Here is a 13,679-nt window from a genome sequence, read left to right on the forward strand (position 1 = left end):
TCATCAAGAAAAATTTGGCTTAATTGTATAGAAATTTCGTTTTTAAGCTATATTCTAGGCAAAAAAACTGATAAAATTCGCCCACATCGTTTCGGTGGGCTAATTTCAAGCCAAATTTTTAGCGAACGATGCAAATTTTTCGGTTGTGTCTCACCGAGCCTCAGACAGTATTTAATAAATTGTTTTATTGACAATTGTATAGAGAAAAGGCATAGTTCACGCCTTTATTTGTAAATTCAACAGAAATTTTAGGAGTTTGACCTTGGCTAATATCAAGTCAGCTAAAAAACGCGCGATTCAATCAGAAAAACGTCGCCAACACAATGCAAGCCAACGCTCTATGATGCGTACTTACATTAAGAAAGTATATGCTGCAGTTGCTGCAGGTGAAAAAGCGGTTGCACAAGCGGCTTTCTTAGAAATGCAAAAAGTTGTGGACCGTATGGCATCTAAAGGCTTAATCCACAAAAATAAAGCAGCAAATCACAAATCTAAATTATCTGCTCAAATTAAAAAATTAGCATAATTTAAGATTAAAAAATTTAGCAAAATTAAACCGCACTTTTAAAAGTGCGGTTTTTTTATGCTTTATTTTTAAATCGTCTGCGTTTGCGATGATAGGTTAAACGGTTTGTTGGAGAGGATGGCTTTTTAACCGGTTGTGAAAGCTCAAGTTGTTTGCGTTTCACTCGGCGATAACGGCTCAAAAAATAATGAATGGAACTGGCAAATAGCACGCCAGTGAGAAACACAATAATGATCTCACCGTAAAGACGGTTAAAAATCAGGTTGATTTTGCTTTGTGTCGTTTGTCCATATTTATTATTGAAGGTAACACGCAAAAAACCTTCTACCCCCTCAGAAGAATAAATTGGTTCAACAATTTGCTGATTGATGATTTCTTTTGCTACGGGCTGATCAAGCCCTAATTGCAGACGTAACAATGAAGCATTGGAACTCTGTGCTAACAGCTCGCCCCGCTGAGAATAAACCGAGGCGTCAAGGATAAAATCTTCTTTCACAAAATTATCCAAGTTTTCGGTTAGTTGTTCTGATTTTGCATTATTGAGCAAGAGCATTGAAAATAAATTCGCTTGCTGACGCACTAATAAATGGGAAAGATTGGTGACTTGGTTAATACTGGCTAATTGTGATCCTAGCTTAAATTGCTGCACGCCGAATAAAATCACGCCCATTATGCCAAGGCAAAATAAGATGATGATAAAAATCATCGCAATTTTTAGTGCTTTTTCTTTAATAAGTTGCACGTTATTTTCCCCAAGATTTCACAAAATAAGCTAGAATAAGGCGTTATTTTAGTCTATTTATGATTGCACGACACAATAAATCGTAAAAATGCCGATAATTTACAGGATTTTCTATGCAAACACAAAATCTCAGTCAATTACAACAACATTATCCTAATCTACCTTGCCCGTGGCAAAAGGAACAACCTGCTTCCACAGGACAAGATTATTTTATGCTTTATGGTGAAACATTAAGTCTTGCCAAGTTACAGCAATTCCAACAAAAGTGCGGTGAAAATTTTATCATTTTTGACTATTGGCTCGAAGGGCATTATCTTGCAGTGCTATTACAAGGTCATTGGCAATCACAATGGCAAGCCTACGCACAGCAATTAGAGGTGGATATTGCATTACTCAATTTTTCTGCTCATTTGCAGAAAAAAGGCTTATTAGTGATGGATATGGATTCCACCGCCATTCAAATTGAGTGTATTGATGAAATTGCGAAATTGGCTGGCACCGGTGAGCTGGTATCTGAAATCACCGAGCAAGCAATGCGTGGTGAATTAGATTTTGAGCAAAGCTTGCGTCGCCGTGTCGCTACATTAAAAGGGGCGAAGGAAACAATTTTGCAACAAGTGCGAGAGAAATTACCACTCACCTCAGGTTTACGCGAAACCATTCAAGGTTTGCAAAAATATGGTTGGCGAACGGCAATTGCTTCAGGCGGCTTCACTTATTTTGCCGATTATTTAAAAGCCGAATTAGGGCTTGATGCAGCAGTTTCCAATCAATTTGAGATTGTGGACGGAATTTTAACCGGTGAAGTACAAGGTCGCGTAGTGGATGCGCAATATAAAGCGGAAACCTTACGTCAATTAGCCGAACAATATGGCGTGCCAATGGAAAACACGGTTGCTATTGGTGATGGCGCGAATGATTTACCAATGATGAACGTCGCAAATTTAGGGGTGGCATTCCACGCTAAACCGAAAGTGCAACAACAAGCACAAATTGTGGTAAACTTTGCCGACTTAACCGCACTGTTATGTATTTTAGGTGCGAATGACCGAATAACGAAAAACGAGGAGTAATGATGCCTTCATTTGATATTGTTTCTGAATTAGACGCACACGAAGTGCGTAATGCGGTAGAAAATGCCAACCGTGATTTAGCAAACCGTTGGGATTTCCGCAATGTGCCTTCTTCTATCGAACTAAACGAAAAAAATGAAACCATTAAAGTCGCAAGTGAATCGGATTTCCAAGTGGAGCAATTGGTGGATATTTTGCGTAATGCCTGTATTAAGCGTGGCATTGATTCTGCGTCATTGGCTATTCCTACTGAATACGAGCATAGCGGAAAAACCTTCAGTAAAGAAATTAAGCTGAAACAAGGGATCGAAACGGAGATGGCAAAAAAGCTCACTAAGTTGATCAAAGAATCTAAGCTCAAAGTGCAAACTCAAATTCAAGGAGAGCAAGTGCGTGTTACAGGAAAATCTCGTGATGACTTGCAAGCAGTGATCCAATTAGTGAAAAATGCCGAACTAGGGCAACCTTTCCAATTTAATAACTTCCGTGATTAAAAGGAAGATCATATTCGCTTAATGCCGCATATTTATGCGGCGCTTTTATTGGGTGAAAAACGCAATGTGCGGTTGTTTTTATTGGCGTTTTAGCGGAAAGCCGTTAAACTATGCCGACAGTTTTAGCAAAGGAATAATGAATTTATGGCATTACTTGATGTATTGATTTACCCCGATGAGCGCCTTAAAACCGTCGCGCAACCGGTGGAAAAATTTGACCAAGAATTACACCAGTTGATTGAGAATATGTTTGAAACAATGTATCACGAACAAGGGATCGGCTTAGCGGCAACCCAAGTTGATGTACACCGTCGTTTGATTGTGATCGACATTGAAGGCACGAAAGAAAATCAAATTGTGTTAATTAACCCTGAAATTATCGAAAGTTCTGGCGAAACAGGCATTGAAGAAGGTTGTTTGTCTTTGCCCGGAATGAACGGCTTTGTGCCACGCAAAGAAAAACTTACAGTACGCGCATTAGACAAAAACGGTAAAGATTTTTCACTTAATGCCGATGGCTTATTGGCGATCTGTATCCAGCACGAAATTGATCATTTAAATGGTATTGTTTTTGCCGATTATCTTTCTCCGCTTAAGCGTCAGCGTATGAAAGACAAACTGACCAAGCTGAAAAAACAGTTGCAAAAAGCCTAACTGTTAATAAAAGAAAACCTGCGATTAAGCAGGTTTTTTGTTGGAAAAATTGACTCAAAAAGCACCGCACTTTATTTGATGGGCTTTTCCTTTTGGGCGGCGTAGGCGGCACCTTTAGCCAGCATTCGCAGTTGTAAGATCACCCGTTCTTTGAGCAACTCACGCTCTTCCTTATTCATATCCAACGCGTTTGCGCCCGCAGTAAATACCAGCGTAACAATGCCTTCTGCTTGGATATACGCAATGTGGCGTGAATAGCCATTACGTTCGGCGATATATTCTGCCAGTTCATCAATAAAATGTTTAATCTCGCGTGCTGCCGCTGTGCGGAAAGCGTGCGAAGTACCAGAGCTTTCACGCAATAAAAGACGGAAAACGTTAGAGCTGTGCGTGATAAATTCAAAGAAAGTATTGACCGAAATCACAATGACGCTTCCACCATTTTCTAGCCGTTTGCGTGCTTGGCGCATTAATTGGCGGAGCATTAGACCGGCTTCATCAACCATTTCTAATCCGAGTTCGTCCATATCGCGAAAATGGCGATAAAAAGAGGTGGGGGCAATGCCTGCTTCTCTCGCCACTTCACGCAAGCTCAGATTGGAAAAACTTTTTTCTGCGCTGAGCTGATTAAACGCGGCACTGATTAATGCACGTCTGGTTTTTTCTTTTTGAATTGCGCGAACACCTGCCATTTTGCCCTCTTATTTTTGCTGAAGGATTGGGGAGATAATCTGACTAATGGTGTTTGCCACACGTTCATAACGCATTCTTAGCGGTGAGCCGGGACGATAAATTAATGCCACAGTGCGTGAAGGCTCAGGCACACAAGGAAGGTATTTTACTCCAGTTCGGTTCCCTTCGTTTAATACCGCAAGCTCCGGCATTAACGTCATTCCTGCATTGGCAGAAACCATATTGCGTAAGGTTTCAAGGCTGGTGGCTTGGAAATGTGGATTTTCTTTTGCCCCTGCGGTGAAGCAATAGCCTAGCGCTTGATCACGCAAGCAATGACCGTCATCTAACATCAGCATTTCACAACCTTTCAATTTGTCCATTGGGATACTTTTCTCTTTCGCCCAAGCGTGTTCTTGAGAAATGGCAAGCAACATTTTTTCTTTAAATAATGGCACTTCAATAAAGGCTTCTGTTTCTGGCACAGTGGCAAGAATGGCACAGTCTAAACGTCCACTTTCTAGTTGTTCTAACAACTGGTGAGTTTGTGCTTCATATAAAAATAGCTCTAAATCAGGAAAGGCTTGTTTCAGCGCTGGCATAATGTAAGGTAAAAGATAAGGCCCAAGAGTTGGAATCATTCCAATATGTAATGGCCCAGTCATTTCTTTACCTTGATTGCTTGCCATTTCTTTTAGCACTTTGACTTCACGTAATACGGTGCGGGCTTGTTCTACAAGAAGTAAACCCGATTGAGTAAATAATACTTTACGGCTAGTACGTTCTAATAAAATAATGCCCAGTTCATCTTCCAACTTGCGGATTTGTCCGCTTAAGGTTGGTTGGCTAACGTGGCAAGCATCGGCAGCACGGCGAAAATGTTTATGTTCGGCGAGTGCGACTAAATATTCTAAATCACGGATATTCATATTTTCCTCAGCTTTCCTCATCATAGAAAGGAACAATTAAAAGGATAGGTATTAATCGTTTGTAACTATATCACGATTTTCACTATAATTCACCCCGTCAATAAGAAATCATTACTTTAATCGCAATAGGAGAAAGATGATGACAGCAACAATGGAAGGAAAAAAAGTTCCTCAAGTAACATTCCATACTCGTCAAGGTGATCAATGGGTTGATATCACCACCTCAGAATTATTTGATAACAAAACGGTCGTGTTATTTTCATTACCGGGCGCATTTACCCCAACTTGTTCATCAACACACTTACCACGTTATAATGAATTAGCTTGTGAATTTAAAGCATTAGGTGTGGACGATATTATCTGTTTATCCGTAAACGATACCTTCGTAATGAACGCGTGGAAAGCGGATCAAGAAGCAGAAAACATCACCGTAATTCCAGATGGTAACGGTGAATTTACTGAAGGTATGGGTATGCTCGTTGATAAAGATGACCTTGGTTTTGGTAAACGTTCTTGGCGTTATTCAATGCTTGTGCGTAATGGCGTGGTGGAAAAAATGTTTATTGAGCCAAATGAACCGGGTGATCCGTTCAAAGTCTCTGATGCCGATACAATGATCAAATATTTAAAACCTGATTGGCAAGCAAAACCTTCGGTATCAATCTTCACTAAACCGGGTTGCCCATTCTGTGCAAAAGCAAAAGGGTTATTAAAAGTGAAAGGTTACACCTTTGAAGAAATCGTGTTAGGCCGTGATGCAAGTACCATTTCTGTGCGTGCTATTACAGGTAAAACAAGCGTACCACAAGTCTTCATCGGTGGAGAATACATTGGCGGTAGCGACGATTTAGAAAACTATTTCGCAAAATAAATATTAATCCCATAGCATAAATTAGAAACTTCCTATAAAAACCTTTGGCTAATCCTTGTGATTAGCCTTTTTTCTGTGTTTAATAATGAGGCGGCGGCGTTTCTTCTGCTTGACTCGCAATATTGGAAGGTTGCAAATCTTTTAACTTCGCCGCTAAATGACGTAGCTGTAACTGCATTTTCTCAAGTATAAATTGTTGTTCCACCAAGGCTTGGTTTAACTCCTCAATAGCGTGTTCCTGAAATGCCACTTTTGTTTCTAATTCGGCAATTTGTTTTGCGTGTTCAAGTTGAATTTGCATAAATAATCCTTAAATAATGGTTGTTAAATTGTGCAATACAATTTAACCTATCAAAAATTCCGATTCATTATAAAGGATGATAAACAATGTTAAAAATTCAAAAATTCTCTCTTATCACCCTCGCATTAAGTGCGGTGGTTTCTAGCTCCGTTTTTGCTGATCAAGCAACGGATAAAAATTTCAATGATGAAGCTTCTTATGTGGTGGGTTATGCCACAGGAAAACAATTCCTTGAGACCTTAATTAATGATCAAAAAGATGTGATCAATTATGACAAAACCCGTGTATTACAAGGGGTAAAAGATGCTTTAGACGGAAAAGGCGATCTCACCGAACAACAAGTTCAAGAAAAATTAAAAGCGATTGGCGACAAAGTCTATGAAGCACGTCAAGCAAAAGTGAACGCTGAAAATGAGAAATTCGCCGCTGAATTTATGAAAAAAGAGGGCGCGAAAAAAACTGCTTCTGGCTTAATGTATCGCATTGAAAAAGCAGGCGAAGGCGTGGCGATCAAACCTGAAGATAAAGTGAAAGTACATTACACAGGAAAATTAGCAGATGGCACGGTATTTGACAGTTCTGTTGAACGTGGTCAGCCAGCAGAATTCAAATTAAATCAAGTCATTAAGGGCTGGACGGAAGGACTTCAGCTCGTGAAAAAAGGCGGTAAAATTGATTTATTAATTCCTGCTGACTTAGCTTATGGTAAACAAGGCGCAGGTCCAATTCCACCAAATGCAACGTTATATTTTACGGTTGAAGTATTAGACGTAATCCCTGAGAAAAAATAATCAAAAATGACCGCACTTTATTTCTTAAAAGCAAAGTGCGGTCGATTTTTCCATCATTTTGAGAAAAAACCAATGCTAACAGATAGACGCCCTTTTACGGATGAAGATCGTGCTATTTTAACCTCTTATGTCGCAGTAGTAGATGGTGTGAGTGCATTAATCGGCAGCCATTGTGAAATTGTGCTACATTCTCTTGAAGACTTTGAGCATTCTGCCATTTGCATTGCTAACGGGCATAATACCCATCGTCGAGTTGGCTCGCCCATTACGGATTTTGCGTTGAAATCGCTCAAAACAATGCAAACGGAGAATGTTTCCAAGCCCTATTTTACCCGCGCAAAGGGTAACGCATTGATGAAATCAGTGACCATTGCGATTCGTAATCGTGAAAAACGGATCATCGGTTTATTATGTATCAATATCAATTTAGATGTCCCCGTGAACCAATTTATTCAAGCATTAATGCCACCTGCGGAACAACATTCTGCTTCAGAAGTGAATTTTGCCAGTTCTGTTGAGGAATTAGTTAGCCAAACCATCGAACAAACGGTAGAAGAAATTAGCACCGATCCCCAAGTTGCGAATAACAATAAAAATCGTCAAATTGTCCTTTCTTTATATGAAAAAGGCATTTTTGATATTAAAGATGCAATTAATTTAGTGGCGGAACGCTTAGATATTTCTCGTCATACCGTGTATTTGTATATTCGCCAAATTAAACAAGATGAGCTTAAATAATGCGTTATGTCATCGCCGTAAAACAGCCTATTTATGGTTCACAAGGTGCATTTCTTGCCTACCAACTTGCCCAAGCCTTGATTGAAAAAGGGCATCAAATCAGCCAAGTATTTTTTATGCAAAATGGGGTAAGCAACGGCAATGGTTTTGTCTATCCCGCCAATGACGAATTTAATTTACAACAACATTGGCAAACCCTGAGCAAACAGCATAACATTCCTTTGCATCTTTGTATTGCCGCTTCACAACGCCGAGGTATTGTGGACGCATTAAGCAGCAAAGATAAACAACAAAATAATTTAGCAGAAAACTTTGTGTTAGCCGGACTTGGCGAATTTAGCCAAGCATTATTGCAAGCAGATCGAGTGATAACCCTATGATTAAACTGGCTTTTGTATTTACCCAACCGCCTTACGGCACAGCAACAAGCCGAGAAGGTTTAGATGCCCTACTTGCCGCCACTGCTTTTTGTGATGAAAGTGAAATTGCCGTATTTTTCTTAGATGACGGGATTTTTAATTTAATTGCTTATCAAAAAAGCGAAGAAATTTTACAAAAAAACGTGAGCCAGCCTTTTAAATTACTCGATTTATACGATATTGAACAGCGTTATCTGTGCCAACAATCGGTGCAAGCCTTACAGCTTGAAAAAACAAATTGGCTGATTGATTGCGAAATACTCCCCCGTGCCGTGTTGATGGAAAAATTACAACAGGCAGAAAAAGTACTGACATTTTAACCTGTTTCGTTTCATTCTTTTTTCAGGAAATCATTATGCTTTATACCTTCGCCAAAGCGGATTACGACAGCCAAACCCTCGCCCGTTATTTTGCTCATTTCACCCAACAAGATTGCCTTGTATTGTGGCAAGACGGTGTACTTCTTCCCCTCAAACACCCTGAACTTTTCGCGCAATTAAGCCAGCCTTATTATGTGCTAGAAAACGACATTCACGCCAGAAATTTACAAAAAATCGCACCGCACTTTGTGAATAACGATGAAAATAAAGTGCGGTTAATTTCTTTGCAGAATTTAGTGGAACTCACTGAGCAATATTTCCCACAGGTGGGGTTGTAGGCAACTTAATGATCAGGTGGGAGGCTTCACCCTTTGCTTGTTCTATGACTTGACATTCTTACTCTCTAAGATTAAAATTCGGCGTCTATCTATTCTAAGGTAGAACAAAAAGTAAACATTCTTTTATGAATAACAATTAATAAACTGGAGCTTTTTTAATGGCAACTATCAACCAATTAGTACGTAAACCGCGTGTGAAAAAGGTTGTAAAAAGCAACGTTCCTGCATTAGAGGCTTGCCCGCAGAAACGTGGCGTGTGTACTCGTGTGTACACAACTACACCTAAAAAACCGAACTCAGCATTACGTAAAGTGTGCCGTATTCGTTTAACAAATGGTTACGAAGTAACTTCTTATATCGGCGGTGAAGGTCATAACCTTCAAGAGCACAGCGTTGTGCTTATCCGTGGCGGTCGTGTTAAAGATTTACCAGGTGTGCGTTATCACACTGTGCGTGGTGCATTAGACTGTGCTGGCGTTAAAGATCGTAAACAAGGTCGTTCTAAATACGGCGTTAAACGTCCTAAAGCTTAATGGTTCTCCGTTAAGTAAGGCCAAACGCTAATTAAATTAAATAATTATCATAAACTCCAGTAAACGTAAGATCTCTTACACAAAGAGTTTTGGATAATCCTGAAGATTAAAAAACGGAGAAATTGCAATGCCACGTCGTCGTCGTATTGAACCACGCAAAATTCTTCCAGATCCAAAGTTCGGATCAGAATTACTTGCGAAATTTATTAATGTATTAATGGTAGATGGTAAAAAATCTATCGCAGAATCAATCGTTTATGGTGCGTTAGAAACCTTAGCGCAACGTACAGGTAAAGAAGCTTTAGAAGCATTTGAAATCGCACTAGAAAACGTACGTCCAACCGTTGAGGTTAAATCTCGCCGTGTTGGTGGTTCTACTTATCAAGTGCCAGTTGAAGTGCGCCCAGCTCGTCGTAACGCATTAGGTATGCGTTGGATCGTTGAAGCAGCACGTAAACGTGGTGATAAATCAATGGCTTTACGTTTAGCAAATGAATTATCTGATGCATCAGAAAACAAAGGTGCAGCAGTGAAAAAACGTGAAGACGTTCACCGTATGGCTGAAGCTAACAAAGCGTTTGCTCATTACCGTTGGTAATCAGTTAATCAAACGATTTTTAGGCTTCATCACATTTTGCTATGCGGTGAAGCCTTATCCATATTTAAAATTTTAATTTATTGAATTCCAAACAAGGAAATAATAATGGCTCGTGTAACTCCTATTGAGCGCTATCGTAATATCGGTATTAGTGCTCACATTGATGCTGGTAAAACAACAACCACAGAGCGTATTCTATTCTATACAGGTGTTAGTCACAAAATTGGTGAGGTGCATGATGGTGCAGCTACCATGGACTGGATGGAACAAGAACAAGAGCGTGGTATTACCATTACTTCTGCGGCAACAACGGCTTTCTGGTCTGGTATGTCTCAGCAATATCCTCAACACCGTATCAACGTTATCGATACTCCGGGACACGTTGACTTTACTATCGAAGTAGAACGTTCAATGCGTGTTCTTGATGGTGCGGTAATGGTTTACTGTGCGGTAGGTGGGGTTCAACCTCAGTCTGAAACTGTATGGCGTCAAGCAAACAAATATAAAGTACCTCGTATCGCGTTCGTAAACAAAATGGACCGTACTGGTGCAAACTTCCTACGCGTTGTTGAGCAAATCAAAACTCGCTTAGGTGGTAATGCTGTTCCTTTACAACTTCCAATCGGTGCAGAAGAAAACTTCAAAGGTGTTGTTGACTTAATCAAAATGAAAGCAATCAACTGGAATGAAGCCGATCAAGGTATGACATTTACCTATGATGATATTCCTGCAGATATGGTTGAATTATGTGAAGAATGGCACCAAAACCTTGTTGAAGCAGCAGCAGAAGCTTCAGAAGAGTTAATGGAAAAATACCTTGGTGGTGAAGAGCTTACTGAAGAAGAGATCAAAGGTGCGTTACGTCAACGTGCGTTAGATACTGAAATTATTCTTGTAACTTGTGGCTCAGCATTCAAAAACAAAGGTGTTCAAGCAATGCTTGATGCGGTAATTGATTTCTTACCAGCACCAACTGACATCGCTTCAATCAAAGGGATCAATCCTGATGAAACTGAAGGTGAGCGTCACGCAGATGATAATGAACCATTCTCTGCACTTGCATTCAAAATTGCAACTGACCCATTCGTAGGTAACTTAACCTTCTTCCGTGTATATTCTGGTGTGGTTGAGTCTGGTGCGACAGTATTAAACTCTGTAAAAGAAAAACGTGAGCGTTTTGGTCGTATTGTTCAAATGCACGCAAATAAACGTGAAGAAATTAAAGAAGTTCGTGCGGGTGATATCGCTGCTGCTATCGGTTTGAAAGATGTTGGTACAGGTGACACATTATGTGCAATTGATGCCCCAATTATTCTTGAGCGTATGGAATTCCCAGAGCCGGTAATTTCTGTTGCAGTAGAACCAAAAACGAAAGCTGACCAAGAAAAAATGGGCTTGGCTTTAGGTCGTCTTGCACAAGAAGACCCTTCATTCCGTGTTCATACTGATGAAGAATCAGGTGAAACCATCATTTCAGGTATGGGTGAGTTACACTTAGACATCATCGTTGACCGTATGAAACGTGAGTTTAAAGTGGAAGCGAATATCGGTAAACCACAAGTATCTTACCGTGAAACTATCCGTACTGCGGTGAAAGATGTTGAAGGTAAACACGCAAAACAATCTGGTGGTCGCGGTCAATATGGTCACGTTGTTATCGACTTGTATCCATTAGATCCAGAAGGTCCAGGTTACGAATTTATCAACGAAATCAAAGGTGGTGTAATTCCTGGCGAATATATCCCTGCAGTTGATAAAGGTATCCAAGAGCAACTTAAATCTGGTCCATTAGCGGGTTACCCAGTGGTTGATATCGGTGTTCGTTTACACTTCGGTTCATACCACGATGTGGACTCATCTGAGTTAGCGTTTAAACTTGCTGCATCATTAGCGTTTAAAGCAGCGTTTAGCAAAGCAAACCCAGTATTACTTGAGCCAATTATGAAAGTGGAAGTGGAAACGCCACCTGAATATGTGGGTGATGTAATTGGTGACTTAAGCCGTCGTCGTGCAATGGTAAACGGTCAAGAAGCAAGCGAATTTGTTGTTAAAATCAATGCAGAAGTTCCACTTTCTGAAATGTTTGGTTATGCAACAGATCTTCGTTCACAAACTCAAGGTCGTGCATCATACTCAATGGAACCATTGAAATATGCTGAAGCACCAGCAAGTGTTGCAGCAGCAGTTATTGAAGCACGTAAAAAATAATTGAATATTAAACGCCGTAGTGCAGTAATGTGCTACGGAACTTTACTTAAAGGAAACATTAGCAATGTCTAAAGAAAAATTTGAACGTACAAAACCGCACGTAAACGTGGGTACAATCGGCCACGTTGACCATGGTAAAACAACTTTAACAGCAGCGATCACAACCGTATTAGCAAAACACTACGGTGGTGCGGCACGCGCATTTGACCAAATTGATAACGCGCCAGAAGAAAAAGCGCGTGGTATCACCATCAACACCTCACACGTTGAATACGATACCCCAACTCGCCACTACGCACACGTTGACTGCCCGGGACACGCGGACTATGTAAAAAATATGATTACAGGTGCGGCGCAAATGGACGGAGCAATCTTAGTAGTAGCAGCAACAGACGGTCCAATGCCACAAACTCGTGAACACATCTTATTAGGTCGCCAAGTAGGTGTACCATACATCATCGTATTCTTAAACAAATGCGATATGGTAGATGACGAAGAGTTATTAGAACTAGTTGAAATGGAAGTGCGTGAACTTCTTTCTCAATATGACTTCCCGGGTGATGATACCCCAATCGTACGTGGTTCAGCATTAAAAGCGTTAGAAGGCGATGCACAATGGGAAGAAAAAATCCTTGAGTTAGCAAACCACTTAGATACTTACATCCCAGAGCCAGAGCGTGCGATTGACCAACCGTTCTTATTACCAATCGAAGATGTATTCTCAATCTCAGGTCGTGGTACCGTAGTAACAGGTCGTGTAGAACGTGGTATCATCCGTACAGGTGATGAAGTAGAAATCGTTGGTATCAAAGAAACTGCAAAAACAACCGTAACTGGTGTAGAAATGTTCCGTAAATTACTTGACGAAGGTCGTGCAGGGGAAAACATCGGTGCATTATTACGTGGTACAAAACGTGAAGAAATCGAACGTGGTCAAGTATTGGCGAAACCAGGTTCAATCACGCCACACACCGACTTTGAATCAGAAGTTTACGTATTATCAAAAGAAGAAGGTGGACGTCATACGCCATTCTTCAAAGGTTACCGTCCACAATTCTATTTCCGTACAACTGACGTAACAGGAACAATCGAGTTACCAGAAGGTGTAGAAATGGTAATGCCAGGCGATAACATCAAAATGACAGTAAGCTTAATTCACCCAATCGCGATGGACCAAGGTTTACGCTTTGCGATCCGTGAAGGTGGCCGTACAGTAGGTGCGGGTGTTGTAGCGAAAATCATCAAATAATGATTATTGCTAGGTAACACTAGAAAGCTATCAGAAAGCGAAAGAGGGCATCGAAAGATGCCCTTTTGTTTTTTACTGCTAATTTAAAAATGTTGCGCAAACTGAGTTGATTGGGCAAATGAAAAACTTCACGAAAAAGCACCGCACTTTGATTTTAAGAATCGTTGATTAATTTGCTAAATTGGGTCAGGCTATCTCTTTGTTACTTCTAGAAATAGAGTGG

18 protein-coding genes are annotated in these 13,679 nt (G+C 40.3%); 14 read left to right on the top strand and 4 right to left on the bottom strand.

The genetic code is table 11. The features are described from left to right. The first annotated feature begins 262 nt into the window (after positions 1 to 262). Positions 263 to 526 (top strand): 30S ribosomal protein S20, encoded by a 264-nt coding sequence (gene rpsT, locus L4F91_RS00295; protein ID WP_250363764.1) that lies wholly within the window; start codon positions 263 to 265, stop codon positions 524 to 526. A gap of 55 nt (positions 527 to 581) precedes the next feature. Here rpsT and L4F91_RS00300 read toward each other — a convergent pair whose 3' ends face one another. After that, positions 582 to 1,268, bottom strand: coding sequence for a YtjB family periplasmic protein (locus L4F91_RS00300; RefSeq protein ID WP_250351182.1), 687 nt, complete (start codon positions 1,266 to 1,268; stop codon positions 582 to 584). 113 nt (positions 1,269 to 1,381) lie between these two features. Here L4F91_RS00300 and serB point away from each other — a divergent pair, with 113 nt between their 5' ends. From serB to def, 3 genes are all read left to right on the top strand, one after another. Beyond that, positions 1,382 to 2,341, top strand: coding sequence for a phosphoserine phosphatase (gene serB, locus L4F91_RS00305; protein ID WP_395896616.1), 960 nt, complete (start codon positions 1,382 to 1,384; stop codon positions 2,339 to 2,341). A 2-nt stretch (positions 2,342 to 2,343) separates the two neighbouring features. Beyond that, entirely contained in the window at positions 2,344 to 2,835 is a 492-nt protein-coding gene (locus L4F91_RS00310) for a YajQ family cyclic di-GMP-binding protein (protein WP_250351617.1), read from the top strand. Positions 2,836 to 2,979: 144 nt separating this feature from the next. Then, positions 2,980 to 3,489, top strand: coding sequence for a peptide deformylase (def, locus tag L4F91_RS00315; protein ID WP_395896618.1), 510 nt, complete (start codon positions 2,980 to 2,982; stop codon positions 3,487 to 3,489). Positions 3,490 to 3,560: 71 nt separating this feature from the next. On the opposite strand, the gene fabR is transcribed toward def, so the two are convergent. Together fabR and oxyR are read right to left on the bottom strand one after the other, a co-directional pair. Then, positions 3,561 to 4,181 carry an HTH-type transcriptional repressor FabR gene (fabR, locus tag L4F91_RS00320; protein ID WP_250351179.1) on the bottom strand — a complete coding sequence of 207 codons (621 nt, stop codon included), beginning with the start codon at positions 4,179 to 4,181 and terminating at the stop codon, positions 3,561 to 3,563. Positions 4,182 to 4,190: 9 nt separating this feature from the next. Continuing rightward, the gene (gene oxyR / locus L4F91_RS00325) at positions 4,191 to 5,090 is read right to left on the bottom strand and encodes a DNA-binding transcriptional regulator OxyR (RefSeq protein ID WP_265762519.1); all 900 of its coding nucleotides are present in this window, start codon (positions 5,088 to 5,090) and stop codon (positions 4,191 to 4,193) included. 136 nt (positions 5,091 to 5,226) lie between these two features. On the opposite strand from oxyR, the gene L4F91_RS00330 reads away from it, so the two are divergent. Then, positions 5,227 to 5,961 carry a glutathione peroxidase gene (locus L4F91_RS00330; RefSeq protein WP_395896620.1) on the top strand — a complete coding sequence of 245 codons (735 nt, stop codon included), beginning with the start codon at positions 5,227 to 5,229 and terminating at the stop codon, positions 5,959 to 5,961. 79 nt (positions 5,962 to 6,040) lie between these two features. Here the strand turns inward: L4F91_RS00330 and L4F91_RS00335 are convergent, their stop codons facing one another. Further along, entirely contained in the window at positions 6,041 to 6,262 is a 222-nt protein-coding gene (locus L4F91_RS00335) for a SlyX family protein (protein WP_265754589.1), read from the bottom strand. A gap of 86 nt (positions 6,263 to 6,348) precedes the next feature. Between L4F91_RS00335 and L4F91_RS00340 the strand changes: the two genes are divergently transcribed. The 9 genes from L4F91_RS00340 (at position 6,349) to tuf (ending at position 13,456) form a co-directional block, all read left to right on the top strand. Further along, the gene (locus tag L4F91_RS00340) at positions 6,349 to 7,053 is read left to right on the top strand and encodes an FKBP-type peptidyl-prolyl cis-trans isomerase (protein ID WP_250363759.1); all 705 of its coding nucleotides are present in this window, start codon (positions 6,349 to 6,351) and stop codon (positions 7,051 to 7,053) included. A 72-nt stretch (positions 7,054 to 7,125) separates the two neighbouring features. After that, the gene (locus L4F91_RS00345; protein ID WP_250351175.1) at positions 7,126 to 7,791 is read left to right on the top strand and encodes a transcriptional regulator; all 666 of its coding nucleotides are present in this window, start codon (positions 7,126 to 7,128) and stop codon (positions 7,789 to 7,791) included. Next, a complete protein-coding gene (tusD, locus tag L4F91_RS00350; protein ID WP_250351174.1) occupies positions 7,791 to 8,171 on the top strand; it encodes a sulfurtransferase complex subunit TusD in 381 nt (126 codons plus the stop codon). The genes L4F91_RS00345 and tusD overlap by 1 nt, the downstream gene beginning before the upstream one ends. Continuing rightward, positions 8,168 to 8,530, top strand: a complete 363-nt coding sequence (gene tusC, locus L4F91_RS00355; protein WP_250351173.1) for a sulfurtransferase complex subunit TusC — start codon at positions 8,168 to 8,170, stop codon at positions 8,528 to 8,530. Before tusD ends, tusC begins: the two co-directional genes overlap by 4 nt. A 35-nt stretch (positions 8,531 to 8,565) precedes the next feature. Beyond that, entirely contained in the window at positions 8,566 to 8,868 is a 303-nt protein-coding gene (locus tag L4F91_RS00360; protein ID WP_265777619.1) for a DsrH/TusB family sulfur relay protein, read from the top strand. 158 nt (positions 8,869 to 9,026) lie between these two features. Then, positions 9,027 to 9,401 (top strand): 30S ribosomal protein S12, encoded by a 375-nt coding sequence (gene rpsL / locus L4F91_RS00365; RefSeq protein ID WP_013745731.1) that lies wholly within the window; start codon positions 9,027 to 9,029, stop codon positions 9,399 to 9,401. A gap of 127 nt (positions 9,402 to 9,528) precedes the next feature. Next, entirely contained in the window at positions 9,529 to 9,999 is a 471-nt protein-coding gene (gene rpsG / locus L4F91_RS00370; RefSeq protein WP_103853509.1) for a 30S ribosomal protein S7, read from the top strand. A gap of 105 nt (positions 10,000 to 10,104) precedes the next feature. Then, on the top strand, positions 10,105 to 12,207 hold the full coding sequence (gene fusA, locus L4F91_RS00375; protein WP_395896626.1) for an elongation factor G: 2,103 nt from the start codon (positions 10,105 to 10,107) through the stop codon (positions 12,205 to 12,207). A gap of 64 nt (positions 12,208 to 12,271) precedes the next feature. Next, on the top strand, positions 12,272 to 13,456 hold the full coding sequence (gene tuf / locus L4F91_RS00380; protein ID WP_046097610.1) for an elongation factor Tu: 1,185 nt from the start codon (positions 12,272 to 12,274) through the stop codon (positions 13,454 to 13,456). The last annotated feature ends 223 nt before the right edge of the window (positions 13,457 to 13,679 follow it).

The organism is Avibacterium sp. 20-126, assembly GCF_044358625.1.
Taxonomy (GTDB): domain Bacteria; phylum Pseudomonadota; class Gammaproteobacteria; order Enterobacterales; family Pasteurellaceae; genus Avibacterium.